Here is a 25,555-nt window from a genome sequence, read left to right as displayed (position 1 = left end):
GCTTTACGCAATGAAGCTTGAAATCAAAACTGTGTTTCTTTTTTTTTGTCATAAAAATGCCCCCAGAAAGTGTCTAACTTTTTGGGGGCATTGCATTATGTGATTGTCGGGAGCTCCTTTAAGAGATTCAAAACCAAATGCATGTATCAACGCACATCAGTTTGTAAACAAAGAACAGCCGGACTGTCGTATTTGAATATATATCGAAACCTGGTACAACCATGAAAAGCTATATTGGTCATTGGGGCTCGTGTCCCTGAGGAATTTGGTCAAAACTTAATTAAACAAAATATTGCGGCTTAATCCAATTTCCATTTTATTGTTGCAATTCCAAATATAATTAATTTCAATTAAGCAGACACTAATTGTATCAATTGTTCATTATTTAGGTCGTTTATACGTTATACATTACAGTGACTCTGTTCTAATAATAATTATCTATATATTTGATTTTTTATGTGTAAAGAAATTTTATGAAAAAATCATATTATAGTTTTAACTTTTTTTAGTGATTATTGTTTAATAAATGCTAAATCTATAGTATCATTTTAATAAATGAACCTCGGCTATTTAAAATTGGTCGATTTTTTGATTAAATTTGCTCATTATTAAAAATATAAAATTTTGTTCAGTCAAATCAACATAGTACCTAGATGGATAATATTTACGCTTGATTTAACGATATGTTTTGCATCGCTAACATTGGCCTATCTAATCAAAAGAAATTTTGACCTCTCTACATTGGATTATGTAGAGTTTAGCAGGAACGTATTGATTACAACCGTGATCAGTACGTTAGTTTTTCTGAAAGTAAGAACCTTCTCAGGAATTATCCGTTATACCAGTGCTCAGGATACTTTTCGTATTTTGTATGCGGTAATTGTATCCAATAGTACTTTCTTCCTGATTAATATGGCTGTTGTTGCTACAGGTAATGTAGCTTTAATCCCAAATAGCGTATTGATAATAAATGGCCTTGCCAGTTTCTTGTTGCTAATCACTTACCGTGTACTGATTAAATACTTCTTTATTTATATTAAGAATCTTAAACTTGATAAGATCAGAGTCATGATTTATGGAGCTGGTGAAGCTGGTGTAGCAACCAAGCGTACTTTTGATCATGATCCGAATGTGAATAAGAATATTATCGCCTTTGTAGATGATGATCAGCGTAAGATGGGTAAGACTATTGATGGAATTAAAATTCTCGATGCAAAGGATCTGGTAAATCTGATTGTTGAACACGAACTGGATGAGATCATTTTTGCCTCTTACACTATTCCTAAAGAACGCAAAAATCAAATTATAGATGTCTGTCTTGAGAATGGTATTAAGGTTCTTAATATTCCTCCACCTAATGTATGGACAGATGGGAAATTACAGCCTACCCAGATTAAAAAATTAAATATCGAAGATTTGCTTGATCGCAAGTCAATCCATATTGATATTGAAGGTATAGGGCATCAACTGAAAAATAAAAGAATTTTAATTACTGGGGCTGCTGGTTCTATTGGAAGTGAAATTGTGCGTCAGTTATCAAAATTCGAAGTTGGATTGATTATTTTATGTGATCAGTCTGAAACAGCTTTACACGAATTATATCTTGAGCTAACTGAAACGGTAAAAAATCAGAATTTTCATGCTTTCATTGGTGATGTAAGAGATGAAAGAAGAATGGAAAACCTATTCAGTACTTTTAAGCCTCACTACGTATATCACGCGGGCGCATATAAACATGTCCCTTTAATGGAAGATAATCCATGTGAGGCCATTAAAACTAATGTCCTTGGGACAAAGACAATTGCTGACAAGGCTGTGAAATATGGAGTACAGAAATTTGTAATGATCTCCACTGATAAAGCGGTAAACCCTACAAATGTAATGGGGGCTTCAAAACGTATTGCCGAGATTTATGTTCAGTCACTCAATAATTCGTTACATCATAAAAATCATATTTTTAGTAATGGTTTAAGTTATATTAATGAACTTGAAGTTAAGCCAATTACGAAGTTTATTACTACCCGTTTTGGAAATGTTTTAGGATCTAATGGCTCAGTGATTCCAAGATTCAAGCAACAGATAGAAAAGGGTGGGCCTATTACAGTTACTCACCCGGAGATAACCCGTTATTTTATGACTATACCTGAAGCCTGTCGTCTGGTATTAGAAGCAGGCTGTATGGGAGATGGTGGGGAGATATTTATCTTTGACATGGGTAAATCTGTAAAAATCGTTGATCTGGCTAAAAAAATGATTCAGCTGGCAGGTCTAGTGCCTAATCAGGACATTCAGATAGAATATTCAGGACTGAGACCGGGAGAGAAACTTTATGAAGAACTACTAAATGATAATGAGAATACTATGCCCACTCACCATGAGAAAATTATGATTGGTAAAGTAAGGGAGTATGCATTTGATGAGATACAACTTCAGATTTATGCTTTGATAGAACATGCCAAAAGATGTGACGATCTTCAGGTCGTTACTTTAATGAAAGAGCTTGTTAAAGAGTATAAAAGTAAGAACTCAGTCTTCGAAGATTTGGATGTAAAATCCTGATAGTTATTGCTTAATCCAAAGTTTTAATGCTTCTCCGGTAATATGTTGAACCCTCTTGTAGGCAGGAGGGATATATTCATTACTGCAATGAAAAGTGGCCACTCTTGTGCCAGAAGGTTTGTCTTCCAATAATTCATAAAACATCTTAAGATATTCATCGTAGATATCCTGTGAACAATTAATCAGATTGTCAATTGGTTTGTAGTGAAATAGATTTTCACTGAAAGAGTTGTAAAAATAAATATGATCATATTCATCCATATTGAGCTCGTTAAAGTTCGCATGGATGAAATTTACATTGATAAGCTTTGTTGCATTTTGGGCAATAATTGCCTCGTCTACCAGTGCTTTCCTCTGTTCCACACCATGAAAAATATAGTCCGGAAAATTATGGGCGGCCACGAGGCAGAATTTTCCAACACCACTTCCAATATCTATAATATTCCTGCCTTTCCCTCCGGTAAGGTATGTAGCTGCCTTTATTGCGATATCAATGGGAGTCCAGTGGATAGAAGAGAGTTGTTGTGCTCTTAGAGAATATAAATTGTCGAATGCGGCATCACTTGAAAAATTGTCAATCATATTTTTTAATTGCTCTCTCCAAAGTTACGGCGTAAATTTATCAAAGCTATTATGGTTTTAAGAAAAGATGGAGTAACTTTTGCTATTTTGTATTCAACTATTTAAAAATCTATGAATACAACAAGACCTTCTCTCGTTATATTGGCTGCTGGTATGGCGAGCAGGTACGGGGGGAACAAGCAGATAGAATCTTTTGGCCCTGCGGGAGAAACTATTATGGAATATTCTATTTTCGATGCCATAAAAGCTGGATTTGGAAAAGTAATATTTATCATAAGAGAGGAATTTTCAGTTGCGTTTAAAGAAGTAATAGAACCAAAATTAGCAGGTAGAATTGCAACTGACTACGTATATCAGTCACTGGAAAGTTTTAGCGGGGGTAGAAAGATCGCTGCCGGCCGGACAAAACCATTCGGGACCTCGCATGCTTTATTATGTTGTAAAGATGTATTAGATGGGCCATTTGCTGTAATTAATGCGGATGATTTTTATGGCTTTGATGCCTTTAAACAGGCTTATAATTTCCTGACGACAGGAATTCAAACTGATAAATATGCATGTATAGGTTATGAACTGAAGAATACACTTAGTGATAACGGGTCAGTAACACGCGGGGAGATAAACGTAAGTGAACAACATGAAATTGTAAGTATCACTGAGCGTAAGGAGATTTATAGAAATAATAATAAAGCGTTTACTAAAAATGGAGATGCTGTCATAGAACTACCAATGGATACAAAGGTGAGTATGAATTTTTTCTGCTTCACGCCAGATTTTGTCGACTGGTCAGAAGGGGAGTATTACAAATTCCTGGATAATAACAGAAATGAGTTGAAAGCAGAGTTTTTGATACCGGAGGTGGCTGATATATTGATTAAGTCAGGTAAAGGAGTTGTCAAAATGATCCCTACCCAGGCTAAATGGTTTGGTGTGACTTTTAAAGAAGATGCACCCGTGGTAAGAACTGCATTGCAGAAACTTGCAGAGGAAGACGTTTATCCGATTAATCTTTGGGCATAAAAGGATATGTTTTCACTTAGAGAATATTGGTGGAAAATTAAAAGCCTGATTGAACAGGCCGTACTGAGGAACTCTGATCCTTCTGAGGAAGAGCATGTTTTCTGGCGGAAAAGACTTTTTACCAATATGATAAGTTATGGCTTTATCGTTAGCTTAATAGCATTTGTCTCTTCAATGACTTTCGGTTTTTTTGCAGGGAGTGCTATAGTCCAGTGGTTCAACATTGTTTTTGTATTTGCTTTACTATCTATTATTTTCAATAAGAAAATTATGATTCATACCAGGAAAATATTGGCACTTTTTCTCTTATACGTTCTGGCCATCATTTATATAGCAGTATTAGGTTCAGAAGGTCCGGGAGTACTTTATCTGATTATTATTACCATATTCTCTGCAATGATTTTCCCCCGCCCGGCTGCTTACTGGCTCGTTGGGCTCAATGTGTTAATTTGTGCAGGTTTTGGTGCGGTAATACAATATAAATTATTTGCAAGTCCCCTCCTGGAAAGTTATGATTTGCCATTATGGGCATCTTATTCAGGAAATCTGATCTTTGTGAGCCTGATCAGTGTGATGCTGATTAGCAAAGTTTTGAATGGTCTGGAGCAGACCATCAAAAAAGAGGCAAATCTCATCTCCAGGCTTGATGCATCAGAGCGGTATTTTCGTAATACTTTTGAAGCTAATCCAGTTCCGATGTATGTTTTTGATATGGAGAATGGTAAATTCCTGCATGCAAATGATGCAGCCTGCACTAAATATGGATATACAAAGGAAGAGTTCCTCACGATGAGCATTGGAGACATCCGGCCTCAGACGGAGAGTAGTAAACTGATGGACCTGAACAGCATGGTTAACAACAGGGATTATTCAGGAATATTGATTCATGTCAATAAAAATAAAGAGGTATTTCCGGTTGAAATTGAAACCAATACTATCCGTTTTGAAGAACGTGAGGCAAGATTAGTCTTAGCTACTGATGTGTCGGAGCGAATTAATTATATTCAGAAAATTGAACGTCAAAACAGGGATCTGAAGGAAATTGCCTGGATGCAGAGCCATATGGTAAGAGCTCCGCTGGCTAATATCATGAGTCTGACGGAATTTCTGATCAAATATCCGGGAGAAGATACCCAGCAGACTTTAAATTTCCTTAATGATTCTTCTCAGAAATTAAATATGGCTATAAAATCTATTGTAGGACAGGCTGGGGGCTCTGGTTTAACAAGTTAGCAGGTTCTCCTTTGAAAGTAATTGTAAACGTGGTTCCTTCATCAATGTTACTGTTTACTTCGATACTGCCTCCGAGAGAGACGATCTGTGACCTGGTTATGTATAAGCCAACTCCGTTTCCGTTAATGTGACTGTGGAATCGCTGATGGAGGCCAAAGAGCTTGTCTTTGTTCATGCTCATATCGATGCCTGTTCCATTGTCTGCGAAGGTAAGGACACAATTGTTTATTTTGTCTTTGGTTAAGGTCAGCTGTATTTCCAGCTGTCTGCTTTGTCGGCGGTATTTAATTGCATTAGACATTAGATTTGTCAATATACTTTCCAGATAACTCTTGTTGAAAATAATATGGTTGTAATTGAAATTACAAATTAGCTTAACCCCTAATTGTTTTATCTGATCATTGAAAGACAGACAAACCTTTTCGAACACTTTTTGCACATTTACCTTCGTCACTTTTACTCCCTGATTATCTTTAAGTGTTAATATATGGGTCAGATCAAAAACGGTTTCAGTTAGTCTATCTGTGGAAGATTTGAATAAGTCAATAATTCCTTTGTTATAGTCATCAAGGAGGTCGATTTCCAGGATGTTGATGAGCCCGATCAAATTAGATAATGGGGTTCTTAGATTATGTGATATAATATAAACAAACTGGCTAAGATCCTGATTTCTTTTGTTGAGTTCCAGAAGTTGTAAAGTTTGTCCCTGTTCATTGAGTACACGATTATTGATATCATCGAATCTGATTATAAGAACATCCATATTATCGTCCTGCATATTGATAATTTTACCCTCTATCCAGCAATATCCACCTTGTTTGTTGAGGCTCCGTAATTTGAAGTTGACCCTGGAATTTTGTGAAGATAAAACAGTTCTGATTTTTTCTCTCACTTCTTCGAGGTCATCGGAATGAATAATATCTGTGATGTTGAAATTTCTGTATTCCTCGGCAGTAAAGCCAAATAGTTGTTCAGCGGCTGAAGATACATGAACAAAATCCCCGTTTTTTTTGGTACAGAACATCAGTTCATGGCACTTTTCTATGAAGGTGATAAAGCTTTTGTTCATTTCAGTGTATGGTAACGTATGTTCGGTATTATATCCTGTATGACGCCTAAAGTTTTGTCTCATAGTTATTTAAAACTCTAAATTATTCAAACATCCTGACAATTTCTGATTTTTTTACAGACAATGAACAATACATCCGACTGTTATTCACATATTTATTGGTACAGTGAATAAAAAGAACGACAGTTTACTTTGAAGCAAGATTGAATGTGGAGAAAAAATTCTATCTTGGATAAATGATCAAAGGTGATTTTCTTTTTTAACAAAAGAATCAATCTAATAACTAGCTTTGTATTGTCAAAATTGTTGACTGAAACCTGCATATGATTAATATCCCATCACTTAGGAATGAAGCTGATAGAATTGCTGCGCTTTATGTGTTGGAAATTTTGGATACCGGTGAAGAACAGGAGTTTGATAATATTGTCAAACTTGCGTCTATTATAACACATGCACCAGTTTCGGCAATTACTTTTGTGGATAAGCACAGAATCTGGTACAAAGCGAAATTGGGTATCGAATTGAAGGAAACACCCAGAGATAATTCAGCAACGGATGATTATCCTTTTTTTATTGCCATACCAATTATTGTAAACAAAAATTTGGTTATCGGGCATTTGAGTGTAGCGGGGCCCGTTCGGATTGTATTGAATCAGGAACAACACAAAGGACTTGCCTTACTGGCACAGCAAATTACTACGCTATTGCAACTCAAACTTCCGGTAATAAATAATAGCATTAAAGAATTTTATGAGAGCATCCTGAATAATATTCCACAGGATATTGTTGTGTTTGATGCGGATCACAGATACCTCTTTGCTAATCCTATGGCAATTAAGAATGAGGAATACAGGAAATTTATTATTGGAAAGGACGATTTTGAATATGGTGCTTTCAGGAACCGGGACCCTAAAATCGCGGAAGCCCGCAGAGCACAATTTCTGGAAGTTAAAAATACTGGAAAAGCAATAGGTTGGGAGGAGAGCCAGAAAGACCCGGAAGGAAATACAATTACTTTTCTACGAAGAATGTTTCCGATGCATGATGAAAGTGGGAATTTTATCATGGTTATTGGCTTCGGAATAGACATTACGGAACGTAAAATCCTGGAAGAGAAGCAAAGCATGATTATGGAGCAACTGGCTATTCAGAATACCCAACTGATAGATTTTTGTAATGTCGTTTCCCATAATCTAAGAGGCCCATTAATCAATATGGCCATGCTTGCAGAATTTATTCAGGAAGCTGAAGATGCAGATGAGCAGAAATTATTAGTCTCTAAACTGGAACCGGTAATTGAAAACCTGAAGAGTACATTTAACGAACTGGTAGAATCTATCCAGATCAGACTGGACCGGGATATCAAGTTGGATAGACTGAACTTCAGTACGTGTTTACAGGAAGCATTGGATGGTTTATATGTTGAAATACAAAAAGCAAAGGCGAAGATTAAGGTTGATTTCGATGATGCTCCTGCTGTTATGTACCCGCATAAATATCTGGCCAGTATATTTTATAATCTCATTAGCAATGCCATTAAATACCAATCTCCAGAAAGACAGTTGTCATTAAACCTGGCTTCTAAAATAAAAGAAGGAAATATCGTTCTGACGGTTCAGGATAATGGACTGGGTATAGATCTCGTCAAACACAAGGACAATATATTTAAAATTGGAAAAGTATTCCATCGTCACCCCGATGCTAAAGGGCTTGGACTATTTATGACTAAAACCCAGGTAGAAGCAATGGGAGGTAAGATTTGGGTGGAAAGCTTACCTGATCAGGGCTCTATATTTTCTATTGAATTTGTAAATCAAAATATGAACTGGTGATGAAGAAAGTATATCTTATTGATGATGATGATATTTTTGTTTTTCTTACAAAGAAAACGATCTTAAAAGTGTCTGAAAATGTAGATGTTGAAGTTTTTTCTGATGGACTGCAAGCCATCACTCATCTTAAAGAAATTCTCGGTAAAAAGGAATTACTTCCGGATGTTATCTTTCTGGATTTGAATATGCCCGTTATGGATGGATGGGAGTTTCTGGCTGAGTATCGGGAATTATATCCTTCTTTTGCAAAAACTAATGAGTTGTATATTGTATCCTCTTCTATCTCTCCTCATGAAATGGAACGGTCCAAAAATATCAATGAAGTCAGCGAATTTATTATTAAACCTCTGGTCAAAGAAAAATTTCTGGAAATTCTGGAAAATTTATAGTTTAGAGGATGTTTCAATCCCAATCCGTTAACCTGGATATTCTAAAAAAAAGAGCATTTAATTTAAGATGGGCTACTGTGCCTGAAGGAGTAATTCCGCTTACAGCTGCTGATCCTGACTTTCCTAGTGCACCGGAAATTGCAGAAGCCATTATCCGGTTTACCAGAGACAGATATTTATCATACGGGCCTCCTGCAGGGCTTCCGGAGTTTAAAGAAAGTGTTGCTACTTACTTTTCTGTTAAGCGTAATATCCCTGCAAAACCAGAATTCATATTCCCTGTTGATAGTGCTGCATTTGGGATTTATTTGACCTGTAAGGCTTTTTTAACCGTCGGAGATGAAGCAATTATTTTTGATCCTGTAGATTTCCTTTTCAGATACTCTATTGAAGCAGTAAACAGTATTGCAGTCCCTTTTGCTATTCCACCTGGATCAGATACAGTTGATTTTGCCCATTTGGAAAGTCTGATCACTCCAAGGACCCGGATGATCTGTCTTTGTAATCCATTAAATCCTACGGGTAAAGTTTTTAACAAAGAGGAGTTACTCCAGCTCGGTGAAATAGCCTGCAAACATAATCTGGTAATTTTATCCGATGAAATATGGAGTGACATTGTTTATACACCCCATTTATATACAAGTATAGCTTCATTAAACGAAGAAATCAGGAATCAAACAATAACAATAACCGGGTACAGCAAGTCTTATGGCCTTGCGGGATTGAGAATCGGGGCCGTAATGGCATCTTCTCAGGCTCATTATGACCGCTTGTTTGAAGCTTCACTCCATGGTTCCACTATACATGGAGCTAATATCCTTTCTCAGGTTGCGGTAGTCACCGCACTCAACGATTGTGATTACTGGTTGGATAGTTTTCTTGTTCATCTTCAGAAAATGAGAGATCTATGTGTCAGAGAACTGAATGCAACGCAGGGATTCCAATGTATTTCCCCTGAAGGCTGTTATGTGGCCTTTACGAATATCACCGGAACACAAAAAAACAGTACAGAAATTTATCAGCTACTTCTGGATAAAGCCAAAGTGGCTGTTGTTCCGGGAGCGAAGCAATGGTTTGGTGAGGGAGCTGAAGGATTTATAAGAATGAGTTTTGCTACTTCAGAAGAGATTTTGGGGCAGGCTTTATATAATATACAGCATACGATCAATAATTTATGAAAGTAGTTGTTTTGGGCGGTGGGATCGCCGGATTATGTATGGGGATTTACTTACATCAGCATGATATTGATGTTTGTGTGAATGAGCGCCAGGTTTTCACTGCTGTTGGAGGCCATGCTTTTCTCATGCACCATGATGGGATAACAGTCCTGAATGAACTGGCAAATGAGAGTGAACTGCATCTTCCGGGTAGGGCAGTACATACATTTATGCTTAAAGATCCGGATGGGGGTCTTATTATGGAATTGCCTCTGGAAGACTGGCAGTGTTTTAAACGTACAGATCTGCTAGCCTGTTTAAATCAGCTTCTGCCAGAATCACATATAAATAACAACCGTATATTTTCCCATTTTATTTATGAGGATCAAAAGATTGTTGCAGCTGCATTTTTAAATGGGGAACGGGAGTACGGTGATATCTTTATTGGAGCAGATGGGGCAAATTCTCTTGTGCGGAAGGCATTATTCGGAGAAGTGAAGTTTGAGCCTGGCAGGGTGAAAGAAGTGGTCGGTATTATAGAGCATGCTGAACTTGCAAATCTGCTTAATGGAAAGTTTACCAAATTTCAGCAACAAGATAAAGGACTCTCCTTTGGCCTCATTCCAACATCCGGAATAGAAATGGTTTGGTTCATGCAATATGACCCATTACTTGGTGACATTCCTGACGGAATCACTGAGCGCACTTCTGAACAGTACCATACACTTCTGCATGGGTTATGTTTAAATTTGCTGAAGGATTTTCCTGTTGAAGTAAAGACTGTTTTAAATCACAATGATTTCCAAACCAGTTACATCTGGAATACCAGAGATTTCGATCTGCTGCCCGCTTTCCATTCTCAAAATGTAGTATTAATCGGAGATGCTGCCCATGTTGCTCTCCCATTTACAAGTGCAGGTACTACGAATGCTATGCTTGATGCGAAGATATTATGCCAGTGTTTATTGGATTACCCTGATCATGACAAAGCATTCTCTGCTTATTACCAGGAAAGGGCAAATAGTATAAAAGAACACGTAAATATGGGTAGAAATTTAAGAGATTCTTTCCTGAATCCAGTTTCTGAATTTGTTATTCCATTGATTAATAAGTAGTTGGTTTTTGTTGTTTCTTCTGTTATTAACGTTTGCGAATGAACAGAATGAACAGGAGAGCATTTAAAGTATTGCTTAACTTTATTTCATATCATTTCAAGCTATTTACTTAAAGAGGTTAAAGAAGGGGAGAACTATGATTAAAGTAGGAATTATAGATAATAATCAACAGAGCAGAACTATGGTGCGTGTAATGCTGGATCATCAGCATGAGCATAATTTGAAAGTAACCCTTGATATTGGGTCAATTGGTGAATGCAAGAAGGTACAGCCTTCACAAGAGCCAAATGTTACTTTACTGGATATTGAAGTCAACGGAATTGGTGTTATCCCTGATATTTACCGTAAATTTCCAAATACAAATGTGGTTGTCTATAGTAATATTCAGGATCATAATACAGTCCTAGCCTGTGTAAAGGCAGGCGCAATGGGATATCTGACAAAAGACACCTGCGTTAATGATGTGATTTCTACTATAGTAACTACCTATCGTGGAGGATCAGTTTTTAGTCCTTCCATCTCCAGGAATGTAATTCAACAAGTACAACAGACAATAGACTATCAGTCTAAGCTTAGTTATAGGGAACGCCAGATCGTGGAAGGACTTCAGCATGGATTGAGTTATAAGCTGATCGGTTACAAATATGGAATTTCACTGGATACGGTACGTCAATATATTAAGCGCACCTATAAAAAACTGAATATTAACAGTAAAGGTGAATTGCTTGCCCAATTCAAATAAAAACCAATAGGCGATATTCCTGCTCTAAGCAGGATGTGCTTTTATCATTCTCTCATGATGCATAAAATCGGCTATTTGAATATACTATATGTGATTCTTTGCTGTCTGGTTGTAGCGAATGCTTCAGCCCAGGTAAAATACAATTTCACCAGGGATACATTAGAAGTTAAAGGAGGGGAGACTTTCGCTAATCTATTAAAGATTACCAATGCTACACAGATTACAGTAACACTTAAACAGGATAAAAAGGAAAAAGAATTGTCAAGAGGATTGATTTCTTTACCTGATAGCCTCGTACTAAAAGCAGGTGAAACCAAAGTTTTTCCTTTGAAGTATATCGCTGACCGGCAGACTATTATTAGTAATAGTCAGTTGTTCGTACTCCATCTGATTGCGCAGACTCCAGGCATTGAGGTGCAGCAATCAGCAAGATTTATGACACAGCTTACAGATGTTGGCGGGCTGACCATCGGTACAGAAGAAAATGAAGTTTATCTTAGTCAGCTGAGTAACCAGGCACAGGTAATTGTACGCTGTGCAAATAATGGTTTTGTACCCATAACCTTCAGGCTGCTATTATCTGGTATTCCGGACGGATTAGAGTTTACCGGGCAAACTATGAATCTTACCCTTCAACCAGGGACACAACAATTACTTCCTTTTCTGGCTAGAAATAAAGTTAATACGAGTATACCCGCCGATTTTACTGTTACTATACAAGCTGTGGATGCCGCTAATAACCGGCTTGCTGTTAAAATACTTCGTATAGTGAATGTAACTAATGCCAGGAGGATGAGTATGGGGAATGATCAATACAGTGGAGCTCTGGCAAATACTGTGGCTTTCAGATATGCGAATATGAGTAGTAATTCTTCTTTCTACCAGCTGCAGGCTAACGGTAAGGTGAAAACAGGAGATAACAGCATGCTGGAATATCGTTTAAATGCTGACCAGTACCACCAGCAAGATGTAAACGGAATTAATATTTATAATACCTACGTAGATTATCAGGCAAAAGACTGGGGGCTTAAGTTGGGCAATATATACGAAAATGTAGACTTTTCTTTAGGTGGACGAGGAATTAAAGCGAGTTTAAAGCTGAAAGATAATGGAACATTATCCGTCTACGGAATTCAGAATAACTTTCTTTTGTATGACCAGATCAGTACCACTATTCCAGGGGCGAAGATTCTGGCTGTTGATTATAATCTGACTACACCTGACGGTAAAGGAGATAAACGTATTACTTATATCCATAGTCATGACTCATTTACCGGAATTGATGCGAATCAGTTAAGTATTAAAACCAATTTTAAACTTAAACAGGGACAATTACTTGGGCTTGAGGCAGGGTATTCTTTAGAGGATCAGAAAAAATCTGCCTCATCCCCTAAACCTGCAGTCTCAGCGGGGGTAAATTATGCGCTGAATAGTGCTGACTATCAGTTTTCTGCAAATGGGTACTATAGTAGTCCATATTACACCGGTTTAAGACGTGGTTTATTATTAGGGGACCTTCGTTTGGTCCGTAAATTTGAAGAAGCTGGTAGTCTCTCTTTTCATATCAGTACACAAGATAACAATCCAAAATATCAGTATAATCAAAACAATGTTTTTAATACGGGCATAAATAAAAATGCCATTTATCTTTATGAACTGGGCTACAATACTAAAGTGGGGAATATCTTTATGGGCTTTGGGCCTTATTTCATGAACCAGCACTTAATCTCCACTGTACTGACTGACCCTTTATCGGGAGATGTTAACTGGAAATCTTCTTCTATGCGTTTTACTGCAAATATGTCCTATAGTGGACGTGTGCAAAGTTTCTCGATGACAGCAGATTACGGTTATACCTATATTAACACTTCCGAAAGGCCAATTGCTCCATTTCATTCCATTAAAATCAATACCAGTTACAATATGCCCATCCTGGGTTTCAGTGGTTATATACAGTTAAACCCTTATTATCTTTCCGATGTTTTATCATCTACCGGAAGTAACAGATACAGGTTATATTCTTTTGGCCCAAATATTCATTTTGATGTTTTACAGCGCAATCTTAACCTGCGCTTTGGTGGAATGTATAATTATTATGGGTTTACGCACAGTAACAACTACTCAGTAACAGGAAATATAAGGTGCCAGTTAAGAGGTAACTGGGCACTAACCAGCGATTTCTTATATACAATGACAAAACAAAAACCAATAGTCCTTCTGGATAATCAGGGACAGAATACAGGGAACCTTAATAATCTGTATTTTGAGAGCAGACAATTGCGTATTGGGATAGAGAAACAATTCGGTGCACAGTCAAGAGGAGGTTCTATGAAACTGGAACTTACCTATTATGAAGATCGGAATAGCAATGGAAGACGTGATGTGGGAGAGGTTGCTGTGGATGGATTATTAGTTAAGATTAACGGGGAGGCTGCACTTACGAATGGTAAAGGTGTCGTTGAGTTCAGAGATATGAAAAAGGAGGCTTATACGGTTGCGGTGACTAATACAAGAGGATGGAGTCTGCAGGAGCCAACAGTAGTTTTTCTTGATAAGAGTAAAAAATTAGAAATTCCATTGGTTAAAACCCAGGCATTAAACGGCTGTATTAAATTGAAAGCTAAGAAATATGCAGACGAGAAACCTGTTCTGGCAGGTATCAGGATTAATGCTGTAGATCCGAATGGACGGATCCATCAGACCTTAACAGATGATCAGGGGAATTTTTGTTTTTATCTGCCAAGGAATAAATATACCGTTTATATTGAAACAGCGGGTATGCCCTTTTCTATTGAAAATGACAAAGAAGAAGTTACGTTACAGGGAGGGACAGTCGGTATGCTCACTTTCCTTTATAACGATGAACGCAGAAAAGTTATAGTTAGTCGTTTTTGATCAGGGGGCAACAATCGTATAAGTGATTGTAGTACTATAACTACCTGCTGCTTTATTCAATAGATTGGCTGTTTGTGAAGATGGTATGGTATATTGAAGACTGAGGAAGTTATCTATCACCGGATTAGCCGAGGTCATTAATGCCTGGGGGCTTGCAGAAAGGACAACAGGAGTAATTCCAGTCTGTCCGGTCATTCCCTGAATCGTAATTACCCCAACTGGAATCTGAACTCCTCCCGATGAAGACAATGTACTGCTACTTGCCTGAACTGTCACATTATAAGGGACAGTACTGCTTACTTTGACATGATTAGGCATTTGTGTGGAGGTACCCTGTGCATATAATGCGGCGGTATTCACGGTTAGCGTTACACTGGGATCTTGAACGACCAGTTCCATTATATTACTCACATTTACCTGAACGGAGGTATTCATGGTTTGAGAAGCCAGTGTACTGGGAAATGTAGCAGCTGTTTTAGCGACGGTGTATACTGCCGGTACGGTATAAGTCCCGGCCTGTACAAAATTACTTTTAAGATTGGCTCCGCTAATACTTAATGTAGAATTATAGGTTGTACTTTTATTAGTCAGAATTACCGGGACCCCTGTACCAACAGTTAAAAGTTGACTGGTAGTAGACAGATTAATAGCAGATCCTGCATATGGCCCTGAAATCAATGCACTCATCAGGTTTACATTATTTGCAGCGGGCAAACTATTGTAAGGTTGAGTTGTAGAGAAACTAAAAGTACTGCTGTTGGTATTGAGGCTGAATAGAGTAGGTACAGTCGTGAAGTAATCATAGTTATTGGCTGCACTGCTTACTCCTCCCACACTTCGGAAAAGAGCCAGCGAGTTTACATTCAATGTAGTAGTAGCAGGTATTTGTGTGTTTAGTGCAATAAAGGCAGGTACTGTAATGGCAAGGTTCTGTGTTCCCGGTGTTATTTTACCTGCTGGTGTAAAAATCATGGGTATTGTATAAGTTCCCGCGGCCCATATAGTTCCTGGAGTAATAACCGTGTAATTTACGTTCATTACTCCTCCGCCTAATCCCAGAAGTACATAGTAAATAGTCTGAGGACTTGTGGTAAACGTTATAGCCGAAGAGCCAGATAGAAGATTTATGCCGCCGATAGAGCTTACCTGGAATGACGCAATACTAAGCGGAAGATTCGGTAAGGTACTGGGGGCCGAAGTAAAAGTTGACTGTCCGGATTGTCCATATATAGATGAGAGTAAAGATAGTGCTCCGGAGCTCCCTGTGGCGACAGCTGTGGCTACATAATTAGTCTGCCCGGTAATATTAGCCTGTGGTAGGCTGAGAGCTACCTGTGCGCTGACATTTCTAACTGTAAGACAGCAAAAAATAACACTAAGGGCGATATATAAGCTCTTTTTCAGCAACTTTTAAATCATAAGAAGATCCGGCATCAAGTAAGGCCACAACAAGGAATTTACCCTTCAGATCTGTTGGGAGATCGAGGATGACTGATTGCGTTGCGTCAGGTAACATAGCGAGTGTTATAGGGTCAATTTTTATTTCTTCACCCGTTTCTTTATTAGTGAGTTCGAAACGAACAAAGGCATCTCTGTTCAGACTGCCCTTATTATGTATCTTTAATGCCATCCTGCGTTTCTTTACTTTTCCGTCAGTATGGATCCCACGGTCATCAAAGGACAGAAATTCAAAATCCCCCTGGTTCAATCCTCTGGGAACATAATAAACTTGGATTCCAACTTCCATTAAAACATTAATGCCAATTTTATCCGTTTTTTTTTGTTGTACTTCCTGCTCCTTAACCTGAGTAAAGAACAGCATACTGTTAGTCAGTTTTTTTGCATCTGCCGGAATAGTCAGGGATATAATAATCTGCTTATTTTCACCGGGCTGAACAGAAACAGCATTACCAGAAAGTGTAATCCATCTGGCATTTGAAGAGGGTAACGTATTACTGTCGTAATAGATTTTATTACCCAGTGAGTCCCTGTCCCAGTCCTGTATCCTCGATACAAAAGAAAGTACCTTGTCCGAAGAATTGCCGAAAGTGATTGTCTGAGTAACTGTTTCGCCTGGATTTCCACTGAAGAAAATCCTGGAGGGAGAAATGGAAAAGCCTTGACCTTTCACCGGGTTCAACAGGGAGGAAAAAAGAAATGCAGTAAGTAAAGTAGTAAATAACCTCATCAATATGTTTAGGGTTGTGTAATCGTGTAAATCACATTTGTAGCATAAGTACCATCGGCTTTACCAATTAAGCCTGCGGCTGTGGCAATAGTGTAGTTTACGTTGTAGGCGGTACTTACAGTTGCTGATGCGGCAGAGACCAGTGACTGGCTGGTTGTTGTTAATGCCGGGGTTGCGTAAGTAGCTCCTGTAGCAGGGGTACTTGGGTCAATGCTGACCTGTACAACACTTAAAGATACTGGTGTTGCATTTCCTACAATGGTATTAAATTCAGCTGTGGCTTTCACTGTGATACTATAAGACTTATTGCTGACTACGGTAAAATGTCCCACTTTTGCAACAGTTTTACTTCCAGCATAATCTGCAGCTGTAGCGTAGGTGAATACTACGGCAGGCGTTGCACCTAAAGTAATAGAGAAAGCATCTGAGAGCACTATACTAAGCGGAACATTCCCTGTGACAGACTGTGCTCTTGTTTTTTGACTAAAAAGTGTAATAGCGGTTAGCAGGACTAAGATAAAGAGCAGGTTTTTTCTCATATTAGGTAATTATGGCTGAGTAATCGTGTATATTACATTGGTGGCGTAAGTCCCATCAGCTTTACCTATAAGTCCGGCAGCAGTGGGAATAGTATAATCAACATTATAAGCGGTGCCAATAGTTGGTGATGCTGATGTGATAAGGGATTGACTGGAAGTAGTGAGTGCAGGAGTAGCATAAGTAGCTCCTGTAGTTGGCGTGCTGGGATCAATGCTCACCTGTACAATACTTAAAGATACTGGTGTGGCATTACCCGCAATGACGTTGAATTCGGAAGTAGCCTTTACGGTGACGCTGTATGATTGATTACTAACTACGGTGAAATGGCCAACTTTAGCTACCGTTTTGCTCCCTGCATAATCTGCTGCAGTTGCATAAGTAAATACGACAGTTGGCGTTGCACCAAGGGTGATAGAAAATGCATCAGACACTACGATACTTAGCGGAACATTCCCTGTTACAGTTTGTGCATTAGCTTTTAGATTGAAAAGAGTAATGATAGCTAATAAGGCGGCGATGATGAGTAGAATTTTTTTCATGTCCTTGAGAAATACGTTACTAACAAAATTAGTGGTAAAACAGTATCGAATTACTCATAGAATGACACATATTGATGTCACATAAATGCTTGTTTTTTAAAGATTACAGTAAAAACAGCCCCCCTGTCTACTTCGCTCTCAACTGCGATTTCGCCTCCCATGGAGACAACTTGCGTTTTAGTAATAAACAGGCCGACCCCACTTCCGTTAACATGATTATGGAAACGCTCATTTAATCCAAAGATCCGGTCTTTATGCCTTATAAGGTCGATTCCCATGCCGTTGTCTGCAAAGGTAAGAACAATATTTCCATCTGTATTTAACTTAGTCGCAAGTTCGATTTTGAGCGGTCTGTCTATTGCACAATACTTTAACGAATTAGACATTAAATTCATCAGTACACTTTCCAGGTAACTTTTATTAAAGGGAACCAGTTCGTATTGAAAATCAGTGTGTATATTAATTCCCGTACTGTGGATTTGTTTATTGAAATAATTACATACTTTTTTGAAGATGCAGGTGATATCCACATTTTCAATGATTTTTTTTTTGTTGCTTTTGATACTTAGCATCTGTGTAAGATCATAAATTGTTTCATTTAATTTATGAGCCGAATCCCTGAACATATCTACAATTGTTCTGTTATACTCGTCGAGTAAATCATAATTCAGGATATCGATAAGACCAATCAGGTTTGATAAAGGGGCACGCAGGTTATGAGATGTGATATAAGCAAACTGATTCAGATCCTGATTACGGGAAGTTAGATCCTCTATTAACTGATCCCTTTCTTCAGCGACTTTGTTTCTTGCGATATACTCTCGGAAATTAGCCGCCAGTGCACTAATGTCAGAATTCTTAATTCTATTTTTATTGATCTGATTTGACATGAGTTTATCTTATCGATGATGTCTGATGATGTTCAAACACCTTGCCATATCCTGGATGATTATCTATATTTTAACAAGCATTTTTATTCCTGCAGGATGTAAAGTTGTGGAAGCTTTGTCTGGATTAAATAAATTACATTATTTGTGGTTATCTAGTTGTTTACTAGTGTTGTATGTTTGTTTTTCTGATTGTTTTATTTCTTGAAAAGCTGAATGTTTTTTGCTCTTGAGTATGATTATTGAATGCTGGTTAAATACTATTGGTTTGATCAGTAAATTGATATGCAAGTTCAGTAGCTACTGCTGATCCGGCAGTCAGGTCTGGCTGATTATGTTATGGAGTTTATTTTCAGCCCCTAACTTTAGAGTAATCGGTGGATGTTTATAACCAATGTTAATTGTTTATAACCGTTTTTGTAGGATTTAAAGTTTGTATGTTGTGTTAATGTGTTGATTTTTAGTTTGTTGTTGTTTGTTTGTTAACCCTGCTAAAGCATCACACCTCGTGCTTAATTAACATTTTCAATAGGTTATCCACAAGAAAATGTGGATAACTGGTGCCGTGATATCTAGGGAAATCTAAATCTGCCGGACAAGAAAAAACCCGCCCCTTTACAGGGCAGGTTTTTAGTCTTTAAATAGATTTCGGTTATTGAATAACAACGCCGTCTTTACCAATTTTTAAGGAAGCAGTTTCATTTCCTTTTTTTGCATCAACCTGGTAGTATTCTGCTTTTTTTGCATCTGTAATTTTGAATGCTGCTACCGGAGCCCAGTCTTTATACTTGTCTGATGACAAAGTTGCTTTTACAGCATCAGGTAACTCTTCGATTTTAACAGGAGTTTTAACTGTGCTATCCTGTTGAGCCACTACAGCTACCGGATTTTTAATATCGTTTGCTTTAACTGTTGAAACTCCTGCAAATGCTAATATGGCTGCGCCTAAAATTAAATTTTTCATCTTTATAGTTTTTTATGTTTGATACAATGATTTGTATTAGCGATACAGAATAATGATGCCAGTCATTGTTTTTGTTGTAATTTGTTGATATTTAGGTTGTTATTGTTTTTGTTAGGTCTGAGTGCTGTAGAGGTATTCCACACTTTGATGCGAATAGAATCACATTTAATGCTCTTAAAGCTAAAACGTATTAACTATGTGTCATTTGTCACGAAAAATGAGGCAGTAGTTTTATTTGGTGTAAATAAATCTTTAATTGACTAGATTTACACCTTTATACTAGAATAATATGTGTGGAATAGTAGGATATATAGGTTATAGAGAAGCCTGGCCAATAGTACTTAAAGGCCTGAAGAGATTAGAATACCGGGGATATGACAGTGCGGGGATCGCACTGATCAATCAGAACGGATTGAATATTTATAAAAAAGCAGGTAAAGTTCAGGAGCTGGAGAACTTCAGTGAGGGAAAAGATAAATCGGCAACGATTGGTATGGGACATACCCGTTGGGCCACTCATGGTGAACCTTCTGACAGGAATTCACACCCTCATACTTCTAATGACGGTAAATTAAGTATAATTCATAATGGAATTATAGAAAACTATGCAACGCTGAAAGAAGAACTTCTTTCCAGGGGGCATAGTTTTAATAGTGATACAGATACTGAGGTTCTGATTCATTTAGTAGAAGAAATCTATAAAAAGGAAAATACTGATTTACTGGAAGCTGTGCGTCTGGCTCTGCACCAGGTGAATGGTGCCTATGCTATAGTAATTATGGATAATGATCATCCTGATCAGCTGATTGCAGCCAGGAAAGGTAGTCCAATGGTTATTGGTGTAGGAGAGGGAGAGTACTTTATTGCTTCTGATGCTACCCCGATCATTGAGTATACAAAGAATGTAATTTATCTGAATGACAATGAAATAGCATTTGTTAAACGTGATGAGTTATTGATCAAACGATTGGATAACGTAGTACAGACACCATATATCCAGGAGCTGGAGCTTAAACTGGAAATGCTGGAAAAAGGTGGATATGAACACTTCATGTTAAAGGAGATCTTTGAGCAGGCAAGGTCTATCAGAGATTGTATGAGGGGTCGTATTTATCCAAATGAAGGCAGAGTACAGCTGGGAGGGATTAAGGAGTATGCGGATAAACTTAAAAACATTGACCGCATTATCATTGTAGCCTGTGGAACCTCCTGGCATGCTGGGTTGGTTGGAGAGTACTTAATAGAAGAATATGCCAGGATACCTGTTGAGGTTGAATACGCATCAGAATTCCGCTATAGAAATCCTATTATTACAGAAAAAGACATAGTTATTGCAATTTCACAATCTGGTGAAACTGCGGATACAATGGCTGCTATTGAGATGGCTAAGGAGAAGGGGGCAACAATTTTTGGTGTTTGTAATGTTGTTGGTTCTTCTATTCCACGTCTTACTCATGCAGGTGTTTATACCCATGCGGGCCCTGAGATTGGGGTCGCTTCTACTAAAGCATTTACTGCACAAGTTACAGTCCTTACCTTGATGGCTTTCTATATGGCACAACAGAAAGGCACTTTAACACAAGCCAAACTAGTAGAATTATTAACAGAACTTGATTGTATTCCTGAAAAAATTACCAGGGCTTTAGAATCTAATAGTTTAATAGAGGAGATAGCCCATAAATTTAAAGATTCAAGAAACTGTCTTTTCCTGGGTAGAGGAAGTGGATTTCCGGTAGCCCTTGAAGGAGCCCTGAAGTTAAAAGAGATCTCTTATATACATGCTGAAGGTTATCCTGCTGCAGAAATGAAGCATGGTCCTATTGCTTTGATTGATGAAGAGATGCCAGTAGTTGTCATTGCTACCAAGAACTCTTCTTACGAAAAGGTAATCAGTAACATCCAGGAAGTGAAAGCAAGAAAAGGAATTGTGCTGGCTATTGTTACTGAAGGAGATACTGAAGTACGTAAAATGGCTGACTATTGTATCGAAATCCCTGATTCAAGTGAAGCATTCCTGCCTTTACTGGCTACTATACCTTTACAGTTGCTTTCTTATCATATAGCTTTACTGAGAGGGTGTAATGTAGATCAGCCAAGAAATCTGGCTAAATCAGTGACTGTAGAATAGCAGAGCAAGTTTTATTTATATAATAAGTCCTGTTTGCTGACCAGCAAACAGGACTTATTTGTTTTATATAGATATGAGAAGGCAGTTCTTAAGATGCAATGGTAGCGGTTGTCCTGCTGATTGTTATCTTCTTAACTGTTTCTATAATTGAGTTCTTATCATAACCACAGATTGACCATAATTCGGCCTGCTCACCATGCTCAACCACTTCGTCAGGCATACCCAGACGGATCACATTGGCCTGGTAATTATGATCAGCCATAAATTCCAGCACTGCAGATCCCATTCCACCTTGCAGACATCCATCTTCTACGGTAACTATCTTTTTATAACGGGTGAAAACATCATGTAATAATGCTTCGTCCAGCGGTTTAACAAAACGAATATCGTAATGTGCCGGGTGGATTCCATCAGTGTTAAGTTCTTTACAGGCCTCAACAGCAAAATTACCCACATGTCCGATAGTCAGGATGGCTACATCTTCACCATCACATATTTTTCGCCCTTTTCCAATCTCAATGGCTTTGAAAGGGCGTTTCCAGTCAATCATAACTCCATTCCCTCTCGGATAACGAATTGAAAATGGTCCCTTGTTCTCCAACTGAGCTGTATACATCAGGTTTCTCAATTCTTCCTCATTCATTGGTGCAGCTACAGTCATATTTGGAATACAACGCATATAGGCAAGGTCATAGGCTCCATGGTGAGTCGCACCGTCAGCCCCGGCAACACCTGCACGATCCAGACAGAATACAACATTTAAATTTTGTATCGCCACATCATGGATCACCTGGTCGTACGCACGTTGCATAAAGCTGGAATAAATATTACAGAAAGGTAACATCCCCTGAGCAGCCAGTCCTGCCGAAAACGTTACAGCGTGCTGCTCTGCAATGCCCACGTCAAATGCGCGCTCAGGCATAGCCTTCATCATAATATTCATAGATGAACCAGAAGGCATGGCAGGTGTGATACCTACAATCTTCTGATTGGCTTCAGCTAGCTCAACTAATGTGTGCCCAAAAACATCCTGATATTTAGGGGGTTGTGGTTTGTCGTTGACCGATTTCTTGATTTCACCGGTTATCTTATCGAAAGTACCAGGAGCGTGCCATTTGGTCTGGTCCTTCTCAGCCAAAGCGAAGCCTTTACCTTTAACTGTTACACAATGTAATAGCTTAGGACCAGGAATATCTTTCAGGTCTTTCAGGATAGAAGCCAGTTTTTTTACATCATGACCATCTACCGGGCCAAAATATCTGAAATTTAAAGCCTCAAATAAATTACTCTGTTTGAGTAAGGTACCTTTGATACTTTTTTCTATCTTTTTTACAAACTTGTGCGCATTAGGCCCAAGTTCAGAAAGTTTGATCAGTACACTTGAGATATCGTCCCTGAAACGGTTATATGATTTAGAAGTAGTTATACTTGTAAGATACTCTTTAAGCGCTCCGACATTGGGGTCAATGGACATGCAGTTATCATTCAGGATAACCAGCAGGTTTGAATTCTCAATCCCGGCATGATTAAGGCCTTCAAAAGCCAGTCCGGCAGTCATCGCACCATCACCGATTACGGCGACATGCTGACGGTCTTTTTCGCCTTTTAACTGAGAGGCGACAGCCATTCCCAGTGCAGCAGAAATCGAGGTAGAAGAGTGGCCAACGCCAAAGGTGTCATATTCACTTTCACTGATATTCGGGAAACCACTGATCCCGTTCAATACCCTGTTCGTATGGAAAACAGATTTCCGCCCCGTAAGTATTTTATGGCCGTAAGCCTGATGACCTACATCCCAAACCAGTTTATCATAGGGAGTATTAAGCACATAGTGTAAAGCAACAGTAAGTTCTACAACGCCTAGACTGGCCGCAAAATGACCGCCATTTACACTTACTGCATCAATGATATACTGTCTTAATTCCTGGCTGATTTGCTCCAGATCTTCTTCTTTATACTGCTTTAAATCAGCAGGATAGTTTATGTTAGGTAGTAATGGAGAGTTGAAGTTTTCCATGCATGTTTTAATAGACAACAATATACAAAGTACGGGATTTTAGTTAATATAACTGCAAAATAATAGTCATTCAAGTTATATGAACCTTCTGAGCTATCCTGACACCATATTTATAGGTTGTATTTCTATGAAAAATGACGTGACCCTGGCGATACGATCCTGGATATAAAAGGAAAATAAATGCTGTGAAAGATGAGCCCGGGCAGAACCGGATTCAATTCAAATGGTCTTATAACTGACTTATGAACACAAAAACAAGATAAGAACTGATGAAAAATAAATTTATACTGATGAAACCATCATGATTTTTCAAATCACACAATGGAATGAGAATAAAATCATGAGAGCTTCATTACCATTAAAAAACAATATATACTCCAATGAAAATGATTATTTTTACAGAAATATACTTTGATAAATGGAACGAGATACTTTAATTTTTGATTTGATTGACAGGGAATTAGACCGTCAGGAAAACGGCCTTGAGCTGATTGCTTCAGAGAATTTTGTAAGCAAACAAGTTATGGAAGCTGCGGGTTCAGTATTAACCAATAAATATGCTGAAGGCCTTCCGGGCAAACGTTATTACGGCGGTTGTCAGGTTGTTGATGAGGTAGAAAATATTGCAATTGAACGCGCAAAAAAACTATTTGGTGCTGAATGGGTAAATGTTCAGCCACATTCAGGTGCACAGGCAAATGCTGCGGTAATGCTTGCTGTAATTCAACCTGGGGATAAAATCCTTGGTTTTGACCTGTCTCATGGAGGCCATTTAACACATGGTTCACCGGTTAACTTTTCTGGTAAGTTATATCATCCTCTTTTTTATGGGGTAAAAAAAGAAGACGGACTGATTGACTATGCTAAACTGGAAGAAGTAGCATTAGCTGAACGTCCAAAATTGATTATCTGTGGTGCATCTGCTTATTCAAGAGAGTGGGATTATGCATTTATTCGTAGTGTAGCTGATAAAATCGGTGCGTTGGTTCTTGCTGATATTTCACATCCTGCAGGTTTAATTGCAAGAGGATTATTAGCGAATCCACTACCTCATTGTCACATTGTAACAACGACTACCCATAAAACACTGCGTGGACCACGCGGAGGTCTGATTATGATGGGTAAAGATTTTGAAAACCCTTTCGGTTTAAAAACACCTAAAGGAGAGACCAGAATGATGTCATCTGTTTTAGATATGGCCGTTTTTCCTGGTACACAAGGTGGCCCTCTGGAGCATATTATTGCTGCAAAAGCAATTGCATTTGGTGAAGCCCTGAGTGATGAATATCTGGTTTATATTAAACAAGTGCAGGCTAATGCACAGGCGATGGCTAAAGCTTTTGTCTCAAGAGGATATGGTATTATTTCTGGTGGTACTGACAACCATTTGATGCTGATTGATTTACGTAATAAAAATATAACTGGAAAACTTGCTGAAAATGCGCTTGAAAAAGCAGATATTACCGTGAACAAGAATATGGTGCCGTTTGACGATAAATCTCCTTTTGTAACTTCTGGTATACGCGTGGGAACCGCTGCGATTACAAGCAGAGGATTTAAAGAGGCGGAAATGGAAAAAATCGTTGATTTAATTGATCAGGTTTTAACCCGTCCGGAAGACGAAGCCCATTTGATTGAAGTGAGAAAACAGGTGACTAAATTAGTTGCAGGTTTCCCATTATACAAGTAAAAAATCGGG

Annotated in this window: 20 protein-coding genes; 11 read left to right on the top strand and 9 right to left on the bottom strand. The window is 38.2% G+C overall.

The features are described from left to right. The first annotated feature begins 624 nt into the window (after nucleotides 1–624). Entirely contained in the window at nucleotides 625–2,559 is a 1,935-nt protein-coding gene (locus tag HDF25_RS18145) for a polysaccharide biosynthesis protein (RefSeq protein ID WP_184627333.1), read from the top strand. A 3-nt stretch (nucleotides 2,560–2,562) separates the two neighbouring features. On the opposite strand, the gene HDF25_RS18140 is transcribed toward HDF25_RS18145, so the two are convergent. Further along, nucleotides 2,563–3,141 carry a class I SAM-dependent methyltransferase gene (locus tag HDF25_RS18140; protein WP_184627331.1) on the bottom strand — a complete coding sequence of 193 codons (579 nt, stop codon included), beginning with the start codon at nucleotides 3,139–3,141 and terminating at the stop codon, nucleotides 2,563–2,565. A gap of 111 nt (nucleotides 3,142–3,252) precedes the next feature. Here HDF25_RS18140 and HDF25_RS18135 point away from each other — a divergent pair, with 111 nt between their 5' ends. Together HDF25_RS18135 and HDF25_RS18130 are read left to right on the top strand one after the other, a co-directional pair. Next, a complete protein-coding gene (locus HDF25_RS18135; RefSeq protein ID WP_184627329.1) occupies nucleotides 3,253–4,161 on the top strand; it encodes an NDP-sugar synthase in 909 nt (302 codons plus the stop codon). Nucleotides 4,162–4,167: 6 nt separating this feature from the next. Then, a complete protein-coding gene (locus HDF25_RS18130; RefSeq protein ID WP_184627327.1) occupies nucleotides 4,168–5,394 on the top strand; it encodes a PAS domain S-box protein in 1,227 nt (408 codons plus the stop codon). Here the strand turns inward: HDF25_RS18130 and HDF25_RS18125 are convergent. Further along, nucleotides 5,354–6,526: a sensor histidine kinase gene (locus HDF25_RS18125; RefSeq protein ID WP_221450944.1), complete on the bottom strand. Its 1,173-nt coding sequence runs from the start codon at nucleotides 6,524–6,526 to the stop codon at nucleotides 5,354–5,356. The two genes, HDF25_RS18130 and HDF25_RS18125, sit on opposite strands and share 41 nt — an antisense overlap. A gap of 260 nt (nucleotides 6,527–6,786) precedes the next feature. Between HDF25_RS18125 and HDF25_RS18120 the strand changes: the two genes are divergently transcribed. From HDF25_RS18120 to HDF25_RS18095, 6 genes are all read left to right on the top strand, one after another. Then, nucleotides 6,787–8,295 (top strand): sensor histidine kinase, encoded by a 1,509-nt coding sequence (locus HDF25_RS18120; RefSeq protein WP_184627323.1) that lies wholly within the window; start codon nucleotides 6,787–6,789, stop codon nucleotides 8,293–8,295. Beyond that, nucleotides 8,295–8,684 carry a response regulator gene (locus tag HDF25_RS18115; protein ID WP_184627321.1) on the top strand — a complete coding sequence of 130 codons (390 nt, stop codon included), beginning with the start codon at nucleotides 8,295–8,297 and terminating at the stop codon, nucleotides 8,682–8,684. Before HDF25_RS18120 ends, HDF25_RS18115 begins: the two co-directional genes overlap by 1 nt. A gap of 8 nt (nucleotides 8,685–8,692) precedes the next feature. Beyond that, nucleotides 8,693–9,862, top strand: a complete 1,170-nt coding sequence (locus HDF25_RS18110; protein ID WP_184627319.1) for a pyridoxal phosphate-dependent aminotransferase — start codon at nucleotides 8,693–8,695, stop codon at nucleotides 9,860–9,862. Beyond that, the gene (locus HDF25_RS18105) at nucleotides 9,859–10,956 is read left to right on the top strand and encodes an FAD-dependent oxidoreductase (RefSeq protein ID WP_184627317.1); all 1,098 of its coding nucleotides are present in this window, start codon (nucleotides 9,859–9,861) and stop codon (nucleotides 10,954–10,956) included. The genes HDF25_RS18110 and HDF25_RS18105 overlap by 4 nt, the downstream gene beginning before the upstream one ends. A gap of 136 nt (nucleotides 10,957–11,092) precedes the next feature. Beyond that, nucleotides 11,093–11,698: a response regulator transcription factor gene (locus HDF25_RS18100; RefSeq protein WP_184627315.1), complete on the top strand. Its 606-nt coding sequence runs from the start codon at nucleotides 11,093–11,095 to the stop codon at nucleotides 11,696–11,698. Between the two features lie 54 nt (nucleotides 11,699–11,752). Next, nucleotides 11,753–14,593, top strand: coding sequence for a collagen binding domain-containing protein (locus HDF25_RS18095; RefSeq protein WP_184627313.1), 2,841 nt, complete (start codon nucleotides 11,753–11,755; stop codon nucleotides 14,591–14,593). On the opposite strand, the gene HDF25_RS18090 is transcribed toward HDF25_RS18095, so the two are convergent. The 6 genes from HDF25_RS18090 to HDF25_RS18065 form a co-directional block, all read right to left on the bottom strand. Beyond that, complete coding sequence (locus HDF25_RS18090) at nucleotides 14,594–16,000, bottom strand: hypothetical protein (protein ID WP_184627312.1); 1,407 nt, start codon at nucleotides 15,998–16,000, stop codon at nucleotides 14,594–14,596. After that, a complete protein-coding gene (locus tag HDF25_RS18085; RefSeq protein WP_184627310.1) occupies nucleotides 15,969–16,781 on the bottom strand; it encodes a hypothetical protein in 813 nt (270 codons plus the stop codon). Before HDF25_RS18085 ends, HDF25_RS18090 begins: the two co-directional genes overlap by 32 nt. A gap of 8 nt (nucleotides 16,782–16,789) precedes the next feature. Next, nucleotides 16,790–17,320, bottom strand: a complete 531-nt coding sequence (locus HDF25_RS18080; protein ID WP_184627308.1) for a hypothetical protein — start codon at nucleotides 17,318–17,320, stop codon at nucleotides 16,790–16,792. A gap of 9 nt (nucleotides 17,321–17,329) precedes the next feature. Continuing rightward, on the bottom strand, nucleotides 17,330–17,860 hold the full coding sequence (locus HDF25_RS18075) for a hypothetical protein (RefSeq protein WP_184627306.1): 531 nt from the start codon (nucleotides 17,858–17,860) through the stop codon (nucleotides 17,330–17,332). A 77-nt stretch (nucleotides 17,861–17,937) separates the two neighbouring features. Next, on the bottom strand, nucleotides 17,938–18,750 hold the full coding sequence (locus tag HDF25_RS18070) for a sensor histidine kinase (RefSeq protein WP_184627304.1): 813 nt from the start codon (nucleotides 18,748–18,750) through the stop codon (nucleotides 17,938–17,940). Nucleotides 18,751–19,399: 649 nt separating this feature from the next. Beyond that, a complete protein-coding gene (locus HDF25_RS18065; RefSeq protein ID WP_184627302.1) occupies nucleotides 19,400–19,711 on the bottom strand; it encodes a hypothetical protein in 312 nt (103 codons plus the stop codon). Nucleotides 19,712–20,000: 289 nt separating this feature from the next. On the opposite strand from HDF25_RS18065, the gene glmS reads away from it, so the two are divergent. Then, nucleotides 20,001–21,839: a glutamine--fructose-6-phosphate transaminase (isomerizing) gene (gene glmS, locus HDF25_RS18060; protein ID WP_184627300.1), complete on the top strand. Its 1,839-nt coding sequence runs from the start codon at nucleotides 20,001–20,003 to the stop codon at nucleotides 21,837–21,839. 88 nt (nucleotides 21,840–21,927) lie between these two features. Here glmS and dxs read toward each other — a convergent pair whose 3' ends face one another. After that, nucleotides 21,928–23,856 carry a 1-deoxy-D-xylulose-5-phosphate synthase gene (gene dxs, locus HDF25_RS18055; RefSeq protein WP_184627298.1) on the bottom strand — a complete coding sequence of 643 codons (1,929 nt, stop codon included), beginning with the start codon at nucleotides 23,854–23,856 and terminating at the stop codon, nucleotides 21,928–21,930. Between the two features lie 418 nt (nucleotides 23,857–24,274). On the opposite strand from dxs, the gene glyA reads away from it, so the two are divergent. After that, entirely contained in the window at nucleotides 24,275–25,546 is a 1,272-nt protein-coding gene (gene glyA, locus HDF25_RS18050; protein ID WP_184627297.1) for a serine hydroxymethyltransferase, read from the top strand. The last annotated feature ends 9 nt before the right edge of the window (nucleotides 25,547–25,555 follow it).

Origin of the sequence: Pedobacter cryoconitis, assembly GCF_014207135.1 — a bacterium.
GTDB lineage: Bacteria > Bacteroidota > Bacteroidia > Sphingobacteriales > Sphingobacteriaceae > Pedobacter > Pedobacter cryoconitis_D.
Note: the sequence above shows the minus strand (reverse complement) of the source record. Positions and strands in the feature narration are given on the sequence as shown.